Below are 14,163 nucleotides of genomic sequence, written 5' to 3' on the forward strand. Positions count from 1 at the left end.
GTCCGAAGAGAATGGCTACACAGCTTGTCAAGCTGTGTGCCGTTCTTTTTTTGTGTAAAAGAAAAGTCGATACTCGTTTCTTTTTTTTATCTATGATAAAATACAGACATATGTAAGAAATACGATATCAAACAAGGTGGAAACAGATGAAAAAAATCGTAATCAAAGGAAACCGGCCGCTAACAGGTGAAGTAACGATCAGTGGCGCTAAAAACAGCGCAGTTGCATTGATACCAGCGGCGATCTTAGCTGATTCGCCTGTAGTATTAGAAGGCGTTCCGGATATTCAGGATGTCCATTCATTGATTGAAATTTTAGAGATCATGGGCGCAAAAGTCTGTTTTTCAGACAATGTTTTAGAAATCGATCCTCGAGGTGTCGTGTCTGTTCCGATGCCAAATGGGAAGATCAATAGTTTACGTGCCTCTTATTATTTCATGGGAACATTACTGGGCAAATTCGGCGAAGCCGTCGTAGGACTCCCAGGCGGCTGTTACTTAGGACCTCGTCCCATCGATCTGCATGTCAAAGGCTTCGAAGCATTAGGTGCTTCTGTCAATAATGAACATGGAGCAATGTATCTGCGCACTGAAAAGGATGGTCTGAGAGGCAACCGGATTTTCATGGATGTGATTTCAGTAGGTGCAACGATCAACGTGATGCTTGCGGCAGTGAAAGCAAAAGGGCAGACAGTGATTGAAAACGCTGCACGAGAACCTGAAATCATCGACGTCGCTACGCTGCTCAACAATATGGGAGCGAAAGTACGCGGAGCAGGCACGGATGTCATTCGAATCGAAGGCGTAGACAAACTCCACGGATGCCGTCATTTCATGATCCCCGATCGGATCGAAGCCGGGACCTATCTGTCGTTAGCGGCAGCAGCAGGAAACGGGATCAAAGTCAAAAATGTGATTTTCGAACACTTAGAAAGCTTCATCGCTAAACTGCAGGAGATCGGTGTCAACATGAAAATCAGCGAAGACGAAATCGAAGTCTACCCATCGAAAAATCTGACGATGGCAAATGTCATGACGTATCCTTACCCAGGATTTGCCACAGATCTGCAGCAGCCACTTACTCCTTTACTGCTGATGGCTTCAGGCACAGGCGAGATCACAGATACCATCTATTCTAAACGCAACAATCATGTGCCAGAACTTGCTCGAATGGGTGCAGACATCACAGTAGAAGGAAACATGATCATCGTGAACGGACCGAATAAGTTGCACGGAGCAGAAGTCGTTGCTTCAGATCTTCGGGCTGGCGCATGCTTGGTGATCGCCGGACTTCTCGCAGAAGGAACAACAACGATCTATAATGTCGACTATATCTTGCGCGGCTATGATCATATTATTGAAAAATTAACAGCCTTAGGGGCATCGATCGAAATGGTGGAGGAAGTGGGAGCCGAATGAGTGATTATTTGACAATGGCGGAGCTGGAAAACAAGACATTGAAGGAAGTTTACAGTTACGCAAAAGAATTTAAAATCCCTTATTACAGCAAAATGAACAAAAAAGAACTGTCATTAGCTGTGATTCGGGCGCAAGCTGAAAAACAGGGATTCTACTACATGGAAGGGATCTTAGATATCGTTGGGCAAGACGGTTATGGCTTTTTACGACCGATCAACTATGGACCAAGTGTAGAAGATATCTACATCTCAGCCTCTCAGATCAGACGTTTCAGTTTGAGAAACGGGGACAAAGTAGCAGGGAAAGCACGTCCGCCGAAAGAATCAGAGCGTTATTATGGATTGATGCACGTTGAAAGCGTCAATGGAAAAGACCCGGAAGAAGCGAAAGAACGTCCGCATTTTCCGGCGTTGACACCTCTTTATCCGCAAGAACAGCTTCAATTAGAAACAACATCGCAACGATTATCTACACGAATGATCGACATCTTCTCACCTGTCGGATTCGGACAGCGAGGACTGATCGTCGCTCCGCCTAAAGCAGGTAAGACATCTGTATTGAAAGAAATTGCTAACGGGATCACCGAGAACTATCCTGATGTGGAACTCATCGTCCTTTTGATCGATGAGCGCCCCGAAGAAGTAACAGACCTTGAACGCAGTGTGAAAGGTGATGTCGTATCTTCTACCTTTGATTTGCAGCCGCAAAACCATACCCGTGTGTCAGAACTGGTATTAGAACGTGCGATGCGTTTGGTAGAGGACAAACGAGACGTCGTTATTTTGATGGATAGCATCACGAGACTTGCACGAGCATACAATCTGGTAGTGCCGCCAAGTGGACGCACACTAAGCGGAGGGATCGATCCTGCAGCACTCTACAAACCCAAGAAATTTTTCGGTGCGGCCAGAAATATCGAAGAAGGCGGCAGTTTGACGATCTTAGCGACTGCGTTAGTCGATACGGGAAGCCGAATGGACGATGTCATTTATGAAGAGTTCAAAGGGACCGGAAATCTAGAGCTTCAGCTGTCACGTGAATTATCTGAACGGCGGATCTTCCCAGCCATCGATATCAAGAAATCTGGTACTCGTAAAGAAGAACTGCTCATGCCAAGCGAACAATTAGAAGAAATCTGGAAGCTTCGCAAAAATATGACCGGCGATTCGCTAGATTATACGGAACAACTGATCCGCTTCCTGCGCAAAACCAAAAACAACCAGCAATTCTTCAAAGAATTCCAAGATGTCTCCTTCAGTAAAAAAAATCAGACAAGAAATCTGAAAAGATAATTGCAACCTTGATAGAAACATGTTAAGATGTTACTGTTGTAAATTGACAAATCAACTCTGGTTCAGCAAATGGAGCAGGGCAAAGGAGCGAAAAAATTATGAAAGAAAATATCCATCCAGATTACCATCCAGTAGTGTTCATGGATTCAACAACTGGTTTTAAATTCTTGTCAGGTTCAACAAAAACTTCACAAGAAACAGTTGAATGGGAAGACGGTAATACATACCCAGTCATCCGTGTCGAAGTAACTTCTGACTCACATCCATTCTATACTGGACGTCAAAAATTCACACAAGCAGACGGACGTGTGGACCGTTTCAACAAAAAATACGGTCTCAAAGACGCAAACGCTGCGGAATAATAAAAACGCTGATAACTCAACGTTTAGCAGACTATCTGATAGGGATAGTCTGCTTTTTTGCGTTTTGACCATAATGAATAGATGGATATCGTTACTCAAAAATGGGTGGGATACAGTAAATTTTTTCGAATTTTATTAAATCAAATTTAAATTCATTGATTAAACTATCCATCTCTAATAATTCTAGCCCTTGTAAAATTTTCATTATTCGTTTTCGTCCTTTGATGCTATCTCCTTCTATATGACAGATTAATGCCTTATAAAATTGAATGGATATCTGAGTATCTTTTGCAAATAATAATCTATGATGAGTAGCTTCAAATTTTTGTAAGTATTGTTTAGAAAAGTGAATATTTTTGCGTTCTAACATTAAAAGAAAAGCATTATTATAAAGACTAGATAATATCGGATGAAAAATTTCAAAATCGTTGTATTTTTCAATTTTGCGTTCGATTTCTGTAAGCCTTTGGGATATATAGTTTGTATCAAAAAGAAATAGTAATGAGCTAAAACTGATCATTTCAAATCTTCCCCACTCATTTACTTTTTCTAAATAGTTGGCAAAGTGATCTAAGTGTTCTTTATCGTTTTTATTCAGCTTACGTTTTTCTACGGGCAGAGTATACCAATCAAAAGTTTTTATGATTAAATAGTTGCGAATATCAACAATGTCTCGTGTAGTATTTGCTTTTTTTTGAATGATTTCTAAAGTATACTTCCGTGATCCTCTATTCTCTCTAGTAGCTTTAATAAAATCTTTTATCTTTTTATTTTTCTCTCGTATGCTATCAAGTTCTAGATATAAGACAAATTCATCCATGGTTATATTCAATTTATCAATAAATTCCAATAAAATAACAAAAGGAATGCTATTTTTTCCAGTTTCATATTTAGATAATGTATTTCTTGTTGTTATATTTTTAGCTAAATTTTTTTGAGAGATACCTCTTTCTACACGCAATTTTTTAAGTAATTCCCCGCTATCCATATCACCGCTCCGTTCTTTTATAATTGTTATGCGCAAATTAATCACAAAATGAAAATAATACGTATTTTTAATCATAATAACATAGTAGATAAAATAAAAATACGGGAGGTGTGTATTTAATATTGAAAATCGGGGATAGGCTGTTACTTGGGTGGTGGATAGATTGTCGATTGATTATTTTTTCTAAAGGAGAAAGGGGATGGGAATAGAGTAATACTAAATGAAAAGAAGCTTACAAAAGATAAAGGAGGAATTTGGATGTCATATCTAATAAAAATTTTATGTAAGATAAGTATGGTAAAAGTTGGAACAATTTTTGCTTTATCACTAATATTAGTTAGCTCATTTATCCCAATTTTAAATGTTTCTGCAGGTGAAGCAGTTTTTTCTGTGACAACGAATGAAAAAATGATTTCAGATTTTACGGATGAAGAATTAGATACATTTGGGAAAATGTCTGATATTATGGAAACTACAAAGTTAGTAAGTAAAACAGAAACTAATGACATGAAGTCAAGATTTCAAAATGAATTACGCAATAGAAACATTATTATTCATGTACCAGAAAGCTCATTAGATTTAACAAATGTGAAAGTTCTGCAAGTTACACAAAATTCAGAGGATTTTTATACGATCACAGTGCCTATAGTAGGCGAAGGCTATAATTTATTTAGTAATTTGACGGTTACTTATAGTCAGAATGGGGAAAATGAAGGATATCAAGAAACTATTATTAGTCAAGGATTGAACAATAAAACTCAGATTGAATCTTACGTAAACGGTAAATTGACGAAATCTGATTTACTTAATGAAGAGTTTTTATCTAACGAGCAAATTAAGAAGGACATGCAAAATGTACAAAAACAAGGAGCTTTGTTACCTCAGAGTAGAGGTGTTGCTGCTAAAATTGCTTGTATTGTTGTTGTTCTTGGTATTAGTAAATACGTTGCGACTATAATTGCAGGAGCTTGTGTTGGTTCATGCCCAGCTATACCGGTAATTTGTGCTGCTTGTATTGGGGGGGTTGTAGCTTTAGGCACTGGTACGATGAGTTCTGTAGTAGCTTGTTTTAAACTTTGAATGGACTGATAAGATGTGAAAAAGTCGATTAAAACTAGCAGAATAATTGTATCGTTTCTATGTCTCTTTGTGGTAGTATTCTCGTTGATTTTTTTTCAAACAAACAGACTTGGTATGAGTAATATTCTACCTGAAATCAAAACAGAGATGTTAAAATCAAAGCTTGAAGGTTCGGATACTTTCTTGTTATATGTGGGTAGACCAACCTGTATTCAATGCCAAGAAATCGAACCTACACTTCGAAACTTATTAAAAAATGCGGGAATAAAAGTCAATTATTATAGAACTGATATAGCTCGAAACGAAGATGAAAAGAGCTTAGAGGCAGTAGCTGAAAAGCTTGATTTAACTGTAGTACCCTCATTATTAATGATTTCTAACGGTGTTCTGATTGATAGATTAGATGGTGTTTACACTGAAAAAGCTATTTCTGAATTTTTAGAAAATAATAAAAAATTTTTAAAGGAGGATGCATAGTTGTTTGTCCCTATATATAGCATGATACTTCTAGGCTTATTTTTAGTATTTTGTCTTTACGCGCTGAAAATACTTCAAAAAAATAATGATGATACGCAACGTCAAATAGCACAATTAAGAAAAGATATTGAGTTGATCTTGGAAAAAATTAGGGAAAATAATTAAAAATGGTGTATGTATGTTACCTAGTGGATGGATTTCCTGAGAAAAGGATCTGACATAAGTCAAACTAAAATTACTAACAACAAAAATTATTTTAGATTTACAATGAAAAATATTGTCAATATGAATTTGTCGAAAAAAATTAGAAAAATACTTGACTGTTAGTGATAAGAGGACAGTGCATTAAATTCAATAGTAATCAGCATAAAATCCCCCTAGCTAATATCTAAATACATTGACTTAGCAAATGTATATAGTGTTGAAGCAGAACAACTTAGGGCATCCATTATCTAAGTTTTTCTCTGCTTATCAGAAGCATTAGAAAGCAATCTAGCTCTCAATACGGTCTCAAAGACGCAAACGCTGCGGAATAATCAAAATATTGAGGTATCAATATTTGACGGGATTCTCTTTAAGAGGATCCCGTTTTTTTGTGTACTATACTTATAGGAATCAGGTGCGATCAATCTACTGATCGAAAGGTATAATGATCACTTTGCTTTTTTTTACAGTAGAAAGGTATTTTATTACATAGAGCTTAAACGCCGTTTTAAATATGATAAAATGAAAATGAAGGAAATTTTGTATAGAAGATAAACGAAAAAAGGAGAAAAAGATGTTTAAAATTGCTATTTGTAATGATGCGGAAGAAATAAATTCGCAAATTGAAGCATTTATTCATGCATATAGTCTCAATTCGTATAAAGTAGATGTCTTTCCTGATTCTCATTCACTGATTCAATCACTAAAAAATAATGATCATATGTTATATTTTCTCAATATTGAGAAGGATAACCAAGGAGTAGAGGTAGCCAAAACGGTGAGAAAATATAATCTCAATGCTTTTATTGTATTTCTCGCAAATCATAAGAAATATATGAGTGAAATATTTGAAATACGTACATTTGATTATGTGTTAAAACCTATTACTAAAGAAAGGGTTTTTAGAATCATGGATGATATTTCCCGTCTGCTGAATTTAAGCAAAAAGCAATTTGTTTTTTCAGTTAATAATATGAATAATTATATTTCTTTTGGAGAAATTATATATTTTGAAAAACATAAAAGACAAACAATGCTTCATCATGTATCTGGTATGAGTAAAGTTTTTTATATGAATACGGATCAGATATTAGAACAATTAGATGCCTGTTTTACACAGATACATACTTCTTTCATTATCAATATAAATTTTGTTAGACAAGCAAGTAGAACGAAAGTTATCTTAAATAATCATCGAGAAATAGAATTACCGATCAGTAGAAAATATAGAGAGAATGTATCCAATAAATTCATTCATTTACAAAAATGATTTGATGTAAAAAATATATATTAGCTAACTTTTCCTTGGATAAATAAGCATACATCAAAAAAGTTAAAACTAAAGTACAGAGGAAGCAAAAAAGATTATTCGTCAAATAAGTAACGTGTTTGTTGATATGTATTGAATACCGAAAAATGAGAACGTTTTATAAAGGCGTATGATAAACGAAAAACTTAATAGAAAAAATACATAAAAGAAAGGGGGCGAAAATAGTGAAAAAAGCAATTGGTTTTATGCAATATAGGAAAAAAATAGGGGAAATTTCGTTGATTCATATTGTATACCCGGTTTTTAATCAAAATAGTAAACGAATGTCTACTGTGCCAATTGCAAGAGGGATAATTGCAATCGGACCGATTTCAATTGGGTTAGTTTCTTTTGGAATCATGGGATTGGGACTTTTCACCTTTGGATTATCTAGTTCTGGGATTTTAAGTGCGGGGATTGTTCCATTAGGAATCATTGCTGTGGGAACTATTCCTATCGGCTACTTAGCGTTAGGGAATATCGCGTTTGGTTTTCAATCTTTTGGAAATATTGTGTTTGGAAAATGGGCGTTAGGAAATATTGCATACGGAGAAAATACCATAAGCTTAGGGAATCGTCCTCAATTTTCTCAAGTAAAAGAGGCTATAGTAGAGATGGATGGAATAGTAAATAATAAGATAAATATGTTTAATGTAATGGATGGCATCATTGAATCCCTTGAATGGTTTTGGGTAATAATTGCTATAAGTTTCTTAGTTGTATGTTTAATGTGCAGAGGTAATATATTTTCGTTGAAGATATAATCTACTGGACCCTTCCAGTCATTTGATTAGTACTCATGGAGTGGTATTCAAACAAGATTCAGGGTTATTTTCTTGGCGTTATTTATAAATAGCACTAGGAGTGTTAGAAGTGAAGTATAAAAAAATTTATTCTCTTATTCTAGTAACAATATTATTATGTACGGCTTGTTCATCTCCCGCTGATCAACCGAAGAAAAAAAACTAGAATTATCAAAGGCGGAATGGGAGAAGTTAACTTTTTTTGTGGAGAATGGGTATATACGGAAGATGAATCGATATGGACAATCAATATTGATAAGTATTCAATAGGTATTTCATATGATAAACACCAGTTTAACGGTTTTTTCACAGGTATAAAAGTAGATGATGAATTAACGATATATTGTGAAGACCATCAATGGTCCTACATATTGGATAAGAGAGATGAAGAGCGTATATTCGTTATACGCAGTAAATTAGGTTCTGGAACGACTTCAAATGTAATGGGAATAGAGTTAATTAAAATAAAGTGAGGTAACTAGGATAATTACAACAAAGGAGAGCAAATAAAGAAATTTAATTTTGTGTTGATTATTTTTAAGTTGTGCTGATATTTGGTTTTACAAATCGATTAGATTATGCGGTGCCAGTGGAAGGCGTTGTTCGATCCAATATTGTGAGTTATACTGGAAATCTTTTTGAGCGAATCATGTGGGGAAATGAAGAGTTAATAATTAATACACCAGAATTGCTATTCTATGATATTACTATTTCAGATGGCTCTATAGGAGCACCAATCATTCAGAATTCTGCTCTTGTAGGCATAACTACTACTTAAAAAAAACAAGGAACAATGAACCAAGCTCTTGCTTTAAGACAAGAACTTTTTATTTTTTTCGCATCATAATGCAGAAATTAATAGAAAAAGTAGTAGATAGTTTTTCATTATCAATTTGATTTGATAAAAACACCCTTGTATTAACGAAATGAAGAGTGATTATTTCAAAGTACAAAAAACAATTTACCTAAAAATAGAAACCAAGCTTTCCTTTCGAGGAAGGCTTTTTGTTTTGCTAGGAACGCACGATTGCTTGTGAGCTAAATCGTTCATTTTGATGACTGAAACACTCGGATGATGGGTATTTTCCCTCTGTTCGCTCATTATATTGAACGGTACAGCTAGCGATGCTATACTGACCTCAGTTCTAAGAAAACGGTAACATTTTTTTGTGGGGGAGAGGATTTTAATGAGCTTTGATCAATTGATCGCAGAAGAACTGGTTGTTTTCGATCCATCGATAGATTCAAAAGGATCATTGTTTGAGCGGATAGGTGATGTACTGGAAAAAACGAACAGGATAAGAAGTGCTAGAAAAGTCGTCAAGGCACTATTCAAACGAGAAGAGGAGATTTCTACAGGGATAGAAGAGGGTTTTGGGATTCCACACGCGAAAAGCAAATATGTGACAAAACCAGCACTGTGTTTTTTCCATACGGCTAAATTAACGGATTACAGCGGGATAGACGGAGTACCGATCGAATATGTTTTTGCCATCGTAGTTCCTGAAAAATCAGCAGATATGCACCTGGAGATCCTCAGCACACTCTCCAGACGGTTGGTGGATGCAGATTTCAGAAAGGAAATAAAGGAAGCTACTACGCCAGCAGACATCATCAGACGGATCAACCAAGCATAAAAAATAGTGTAGCCATGTCCGAGTATCGATAGTGAAGAAAAAGGAGGAAAATGACCATGAAAATCGTTGGCGTAACTGCTTGTCCAACTGGAATTGCTCATACGTATATGTCGGCAGAAAAATTAGCAGTAACAGCAAGAAACCTGAATCATCAAGCAACATTCGAAACGCAAGGTGTAAAAACAGAAAATCGGTTATCTGCAAAAGAAATCGAAGAGGCAGATGCGATCATTCTTGCGGTGGATAAGGATATCGAATTGGACCGGTTTGCCGGGAAAAAGGTGAAGCGTGTCTCTACAAGCAGAGCGATCAAGGAACCACAAGTAGTGATAGAAGAAGCACTGAATGACGTTGATGTATTCGTTGTGTCTAATGAAAAGGAACAAGTTGCAAGTGAGAAAAAGCCGACGCTCTATAACCATTTCATGAATGGCGTGAATTACATGCTTCCATTTGTGATCGCAGGTGGGATCATCATCGCATTGAGTTTTGCCTTCGGGATTACAGCGTCTGATCCTGACTCAGCAGACTACAATGTGCTAGCAGCTGCATTTTCAAGGATCGGAGGGGATACAGCATTTGCGATGATGGTCCCTGCGCTAGGTGCTGGGATTGCTACATCGATTGCCGGAAAAGCAGGATTTGCTCCAGGAATCGTTGCTGGATTACTGGCATCCACAGGCGGCTCGGGGTTTCTTGGCGGAATGATCGGCGGCGTGCTGGCAGGATATATCTGTGATTTTCTGGCAAATAAAATCAGTATAAAAAAAGAGCTTGCCGCGATCTATCAATTGATTGTCGTACCGCTGTTATCGATTTTAATGATTGGGCTATTGATGGTCTTTGTGATCGAACAACCGATCACATGGGTATTGGATGCTTTGACGAATTGGCTGAATAGCTTAGGGAATACATCTGGTCTCTTATTCGGATTACTTATCGGTATCATGATGGCAGCTGATATGGGCGGACCGATCAATAAATCGATTTCGACTTTCTCAATCGGTTTGATGTCAGCAGGCGTGAATGCGCCGATTGCTGCTTGTATGGCAGCAGGAATGACGCCTCCCTTGGGAATTGCACTTGCTACTCTATTATTCAAACACAAATTTACCAAAGAAGAACGGACTTCGGGACAATCATGCTGGATTTTAGGAGCTTCATACATTACAGAGGGTGCTATCCCGTTTGCAGTATCTGATCCGATCCGCGTGATCCCTAGTTTGATGGCTGGTTCGGCAGTCGCTGCAGGGATTTCCATGGCAGCAGGAGTGACTTCGATGGCCCCTCATGGTGGGATTTGGGTGATGCTGATCCCGAATGTCATGAATGATCTGCCTATGTATGTTTTGGCAATTGCTGCTGGTACAGTCACCACAGCCTTTATGCTTGGACTATTGAAAAAATCAGTGGGAGAGAAAAAACAAGACAAGTTGACGAAAAATGAAAATCTAACAAATGAGGTGGAAGCATAATGTTATATACAATGAAAGATTTATTGAAAGTAGCCAAAGAGAACCAATTTGCAGTCCCAGCCTTTAATATTTGCAGCTATGATATGATGAAAGCAATCATCGAAGAAGCAGAACGGTTAGAAGCACCCGTGATCTTAGAAATACATCCTGATGAGATCGCCTATTTGAACGATGAATTCGTTGCAGCAGTGAGAGCATATGCCTATGCCAGCAAACTGCCAATCGCTATCCATCTGGATCATGGTGGTACGATAGAAGATGTCTTGCGAGCGATCCGAAACGGCTATTCTTCCGTGATGATCGATGCTTCTCTGAAATCATTTGAGGACAATGTGCAAATCACGAAAAAAGTGGTAGCGTTAGCTCATGCGGTAAATGTCTCAGTTGAAGCAGAGCTTGGAACGATCGGAAATAATGGATCTGCTGAAGGAGGCGCTGAAACGATCATATATACGGATACTGATCAAGCGGAGATTTTTGTGAAAGAAACAGGGATCGATACACTTGCTGTAGCGATCGGAACAGCGCATGGCTTGTATCCGAAAAACAGAACACCAAAATTGAATATCGACTTACTAAAAGAATTGAACCGGCGAATCGATCTTCCATTTGTTTTGCATGGGGGATCAGGTAATCCCGATGCAGAAGTCAGTGAAGCTGTAAAATACGGTGTTGCCAAAGTGAATTTGAGTTCAGATCTTAAAAGCGTCTTTTTCGATGCCTTGCGGGAGATATTGAGTGATAATCCGGAGATGTACGAGCCGAATGCGATTTATCCGGCAGCAAATAAAAAAGTGCAGGAAGTAGTCAAACATAAAATGGGGATTTTGAATACGATCGGCAAGGCCGGCTTATACTAAGGGGATCAAGTAGGGTATGACAAAATTTCTGTCATACCCTTTTTCGAATAAATGGTGTTCCAGAGACAGCCTATCGGCAATAAGGCTGAACATCTCTGACACAACCTCTCCACTAAACGGTGTTCAAAAGCTTGCATCTGCGGTAATAAGCCCAACCAAACGAAAAATATGAAGAGCTATTTTTTGTTTGGCTGTTCTTATTACGTGATGCAGGACAGCTTTTTCACGACCTCTGATTCACGGTGTTCCATCTGCTGACCTTCGATAGTCGCTCAGGTAAAACTCTGCTGTCGTAACCTCTTTTTTCCTGTTACTATATAAATCAAATGGGGGGATTTTTATGTTGAATGAAGTAGAGAATCGGCAGCAAGAGATTGTGAACTATCTGAAAAACAACCAGTTTGCAAGAGTCGCCGATCTGATCGAGTTAGTGAATTATAGTGAAGCCACGATCAAACGTGACCTTGTCTTTCTAGAAAAAAGCGGATTGATCCGCAGAGTTCGCGGTGGCGCGATGCTTGTCGACAATCGAAAGATCGATGTGCCTTACCTGATGAAGATCACGAAATTAGAAGAAGAAACAGAAAAACGCAAGATCGCAGATATAGCTTCTTCCTTGATCCGAGATGATATGGTCCTATTTTTGGACTCCAGTACGACTTCTTTGCATTTGGTGAGAAACTTAGCAAGATTCGATGGTCTGCAGATCATTACGAATGGCATCGTCACAGCTGCTATGTTGAGTGAATACACAACGGCGAAAGTATCTGTATTGGGAGGATCGATCGTGCCGAAACGAGCAACGATCAACGGTTCGAAAGCCTATAATGATGCATTGTCCTATTACGCAGATCTAGCAGTGATCAGTTGTCGCGGGCTAGATTTCAGCCAGGGAGTGACAGAAACCCATGAAGGAGAGGCAATGGTCAAAAAAGCTTTTCGCAAACAAGCAGATCGGCTCGTCGTCTTAGCTACACAGCAAAAAATCGCGCATAAATTCATGCATCAAGCCATTGCTTTCCATGAAATCGATTATCTGGTGACAAGCAAAGAGCTGACAAGAAAACAGTATGCGAAAGCAAAAGAGCATCATATCGAATGTCTGTATGGGTGAATTGTTGCATGATCGTCTTAAGATGCTTCCCCGTGGATAAAAAACGTGATAAATTAGAGATGCTGAATGTTTTTTAGAGGAAGGAGAGATAAATATGGTCACGATCAAAGAAGTTGCCAAAGAAGCGGGGGTTTCTATTGGGACAGTTTCTCGTTATTTGAACGGTTATCAGCTGAAACAAAACAATATGAAAAAGATTCAACAGGCAATCGATAAGTTAGGCTATGAAGGAAACATCATCGCCAAAGGACTCAAAAGCAATCGAAGTATGTCTATCGGGGTATTGGTCAATTCATTAACAGATGTGTTTGCAACTTCAATTGTCTCTAGTTTGGAAAATTATCTGGAGGAAAACAACTATAGCCTCATCTTATGTGACTATCAAAACGACAATCAACGATTGGAACGTAAATTAGAATTTCTGAAATCGCGTTTAGTTGATGGAATCGTTGTATTTCATATGGAAAATAATCTGCCGATCTTAAAAAAACTACGAGATGCGGGAATCTTTATTGTTGCTGTGGATTCTCCTATCAAGGGATTCAAGACAGATACTGTGTTAGTCGACAATTATCAAGCTTCCTATCAAGTAGTCGATCAGTTATATAAGATGGGGCATGAAAAAATCGGTGTGATCGCAGGAGATACAAATCGATACATCGGTGCCGAACGATTGAATGGCTTTGCAGATAGTATGAAGGAAAAGGGCATCTATTCAGAAGACTTGGTTGTCATGGGAGATTATACAAAAGAAGCGGGATATAAAGGGGCACAGGAACTTTTGAAGAAAGAGGGCATCACCGCGCTCTATTCGACGAATTACTATATGACACTCGGTGCAGTCCAGGCCATCTTTGAAATGAAGAAGAAGATCCCAGAAGATATCTCTATTGTTGGATTTGACCACTTTGAATTGAGCGATATCATCCAGCCGAAACTGACAGTCGTTGAGCAGCCTATCCAACAGATGGGGGAGATGATCGGCGAACTGATTCTGGACTCGATCAAAGGAAAAAATAAGGACCGTCACACTTCAGTCGAGTTGGCGACGAATCTTTTATGGCGCGATTCAGTAAAAAAAATAAAAAAAGGACTTGCTAATTAACCGTTTTCATCATATACTTTCGTTGTAAATTAAAACGAT

14 protein-coding genes are annotated in these 14,163 nt (G+C 37.9%); 13 read left to right on the forward strand and 1 reads right to left on the reverse strand.

Annotation, left to right across the window (positions count from 1 at the left end; all coding sequences use genetic code 11):
* The first annotated feature begins 146 nt into the window (after window positions 1–146).
* The 3 genes from G7Y42_RS00825 (at window position 147) to G7Y42_RS00835 (ending at window position 3,072) form a co-directional block, all read left to right on the forward strand.
* Window positions 147–1,418 carry a UDP-N-acetylglucosamine 1-carboxyvinyltransferase gene (locus G7Y42_RS00825; RefSeq protein ID WP_165002959.1) on the forward strand — a complete coding sequence of 424 codons (1,272 nt, stop codon included), beginning with the start codon at window positions 147–149 and terminating at the stop codon, window positions 1,416–1,418.
* Entirely contained in the window at window positions 1,415–2,710 is a 1,296-nt protein-coding gene (rho, locus tag G7Y42_RS00830; protein ID WP_165002961.1) for a transcription termination factor Rho, read from the forward strand. The genes G7Y42_RS00825 and rho overlap by 4 nt, the downstream gene beginning before the upstream one ends.
* Window positions 2,711–2,808: 98 nt before the next feature.
* Window positions 2,809–3,072: a type B 50S ribosomal protein L31 gene (locus G7Y42_RS00835; RefSeq protein ID WP_002290330.1), complete on the forward strand. Its 264-nt coding sequence runs from the start codon at window positions 2,809–2,811 to the stop codon at window positions 3,070–3,072.
* A 91-nt stretch (window positions 3,073–3,163) separates the two neighbouring features.
* Here G7Y42_RS00835 and G7Y42_RS00840 read toward each other — a convergent pair whose 3' ends face one another.
* Window positions 3,164–4,060 carry an Rgg/GadR/MutR family transcriptional regulator gene (locus G7Y42_RS00840; RefSeq protein ID WP_165002963.1) on the reverse strand — a complete coding sequence of 299 codons (897 nt, stop codon included), beginning with the start codon at window positions 4,058–4,060 and terminating at the stop codon, window positions 3,164–3,166.
* 258 nt (window positions 4,061–4,318) lie between these two features.
* On the opposite strand from G7Y42_RS00840, the gene G7Y42_RS14950 reads away from it, so the two are divergent.
* The 10 genes from G7Y42_RS14950 to G7Y42_RS00890 all read left to right on the forward strand — a co-directional run bounded on the left by G7Y42_RS14950 (window position 4,319) and on the right by G7Y42_RS00890 (window position 14,124).
* Window positions 4,319–5,140 carry a hypothetical protein gene (locus tag G7Y42_RS14950; RefSeq protein ID WP_241161885.1) on the forward strand — a complete coding sequence of 274 codons (822 nt, stop codon included), beginning with the start codon at window positions 4,319–4,321 and terminating at the stop codon, window positions 5,138–5,140.
* A gap of 84 nt (window positions 5,141–5,224) precedes the next feature.
* A complete protein-coding gene (locus tag G7Y42_RS00850) occupies window positions 5,225–5,617 on the forward strand; it encodes a thioredoxin family protein (RefSeq protein ID WP_241161886.1) in 393 nt (130 codons plus the stop codon).
* A gap of 778 nt (window positions 5,618–6,395) precedes the next feature.
* Complete coding sequence (locus G7Y42_RS00855; protein ID WP_165002965.1) at window positions 6,396–7,091, forward strand: LytTR family DNA-binding domain-containing protein; 696 nt, start codon at window positions 6,396–6,398, stop codon at window positions 7,089–7,091.
* Between the two features lie 224 nt (window positions 7,092–7,315).
* The gene (locus G7Y42_RS00860; protein WP_165037795.1) at window positions 7,316–7,894 is read left to right on the forward strand and encodes a hypothetical protein; all 579 of its coding nucleotides are present in this window, start codon (window positions 7,316–7,318) and stop codon (window positions 7,892–7,894) included.
* A 221-nt stretch (window positions 7,895–8,115) separates the two neighbouring features.
* Window positions 8,116–8,406 carry a hypothetical protein gene (locus G7Y42_RS00865; protein WP_241161887.1) on the forward strand — a complete coding sequence of 97 codons (291 nt, stop codon included), beginning with the start codon at window positions 8,116–8,118 and terminating at the stop codon, window positions 8,404–8,406.
* Window positions 8,407–9,120: 714 nt separating this feature from the next.
* A complete protein-coding gene (locus G7Y42_RS00870; protein WP_165002970.1) occupies window positions 9,121–9,570 on the forward strand; it encodes a PTS sugar transporter subunit IIA in 450 nt (149 codons plus the stop codon).
* Between the two features lie 56 nt (window positions 9,571–9,626).
* Window positions 9,627–11,045, forward strand: coding sequence for a fructose-specific PTS transporter subunit EIIC (locus tag G7Y42_RS00875; protein ID WP_165002971.1), 1,419 nt, complete (start codon window positions 9,627–9,629; stop codon window positions 11,043–11,045).
* Complete coding sequence (locus G7Y42_RS00880) at window positions 11,045–11,905, forward strand: ketose-bisphosphate aldolase (protein ID WP_165002974.1); 861 nt, start codon at window positions 11,045–11,047, stop codon at window positions 11,903–11,905. The genes G7Y42_RS00875 and G7Y42_RS00880 overlap by 1 nt, the downstream gene beginning before the upstream one ends.
* A gap of 340 nt (window positions 11,906–12,245) precedes the next feature.
* On the forward strand, window positions 12,246–13,019 hold the full coding sequence (locus G7Y42_RS00885) for a DeoR/GlpR family DNA-binding transcription regulator (protein WP_165002976.1): 774 nt from the start codon (window positions 12,246–12,248) through the stop codon (window positions 13,017–13,019).
* A 94-nt stretch (window positions 13,020–13,113) separates the two neighbouring features.
* Complete coding sequence (locus G7Y42_RS00890) at window positions 13,114–14,124, forward strand: LacI family DNA-binding transcriptional regulator (RefSeq protein WP_165002978.1); 1,011 nt, start codon at window positions 13,114–13,116, stop codon at window positions 14,122–14,124.
* Window positions 14,125–14,163: the final 39 nt, after the last annotated feature.

This window comes from Enterococcus sp. ZJ1622 (assembly GCF_011038845.1).
GTDB lineage: Bacteria > Bacillota > Bacilli > Lactobacillales > Enterococcaceae > Enterococcus_B.

Bases quoted from the DNA above. Each gene is read 5' to 3' on its own strand.
- G7Y42_RS00840 (WP_165002963.1), bottom strand. From the start codon at position 4,060: ATGGATAGCGGGGAATTACTTAAAAAATTGCGTGTAGAAAGAGGTATC.
- G7Y42_RS00880 (WP_165002974.1), top strand. From the start codon at position 11,045: ATGTTATATACAATGAAAGATTTATTGAAAGTAGCCAAAGAGAACCAA.
- G7Y42_RS00875 (WP_165002971.1), top strand. From the start codon at position 9,627: ATGAAAATCGTTGGCGTAACTGCTTGTCCAACTGGAATTGCTCATACG.
- G7Y42_RS14950 (WP_241161885.1), top strand. From the start codon at position 4,319: ATGTCATATCTAATAAAAATTTTATGTAAGATAAGTATGGTAAAAGTT.
- G7Y42_RS00885 (WP_165002976.1), top strand. From the start codon at position 12,246: ATGTTGAATGAAGTAGAGAATCGGCAGCAAGAGATTGTGAACTATCTG.
- G7Y42_RS00825 (WP_165002959.1), top strand. From the start codon at position 147: ATGAAAAAAATCGTAATCAAAGGAAACCGGCCGCTAACAGGTGAAGTA.
- G7Y42_RS00865 (WP_241161887.1), top strand. From the start codon at position 8,116: ATGGGAGAAGTTAACTTTTTTTGTGGAGAATGGGTATATACGGAAGAT.
- G7Y42_RS00870 (WP_165002970.1), top strand. From the start codon at position 9,121: ATGAGCTTTGATCAATTGATCGCAGAAGAACTGGTTGTTTTCGATCCA.
- G7Y42_RS00835 (WP_002290330.1), top strand. From the start codon at position 2,809: ATGAAAGAAAATATCCATCCAGATTACCATCCAGTAGTGTTCATGGAT.
- G7Y42_RS00855 (WP_165002965.1), top strand. From the start codon at position 6,396: ATGTTTAAAATTGCTATTTGTAATGATGCGGAAGAAATAAATTCGCAA.
- G7Y42_RS00890 (WP_165002978.1), top strand. From the start codon at position 13,114: ATGGTCACGATCAAAGAAGTTGCCAAAGAAGCGGGGGTTTCTATTGGG.
- rho (WP_165002961.1), top strand. From the start codon at position 1,415: ATGAGTGATTATTTGACAATGGCGGAGCTGGAAAACAAGACATTGAAG.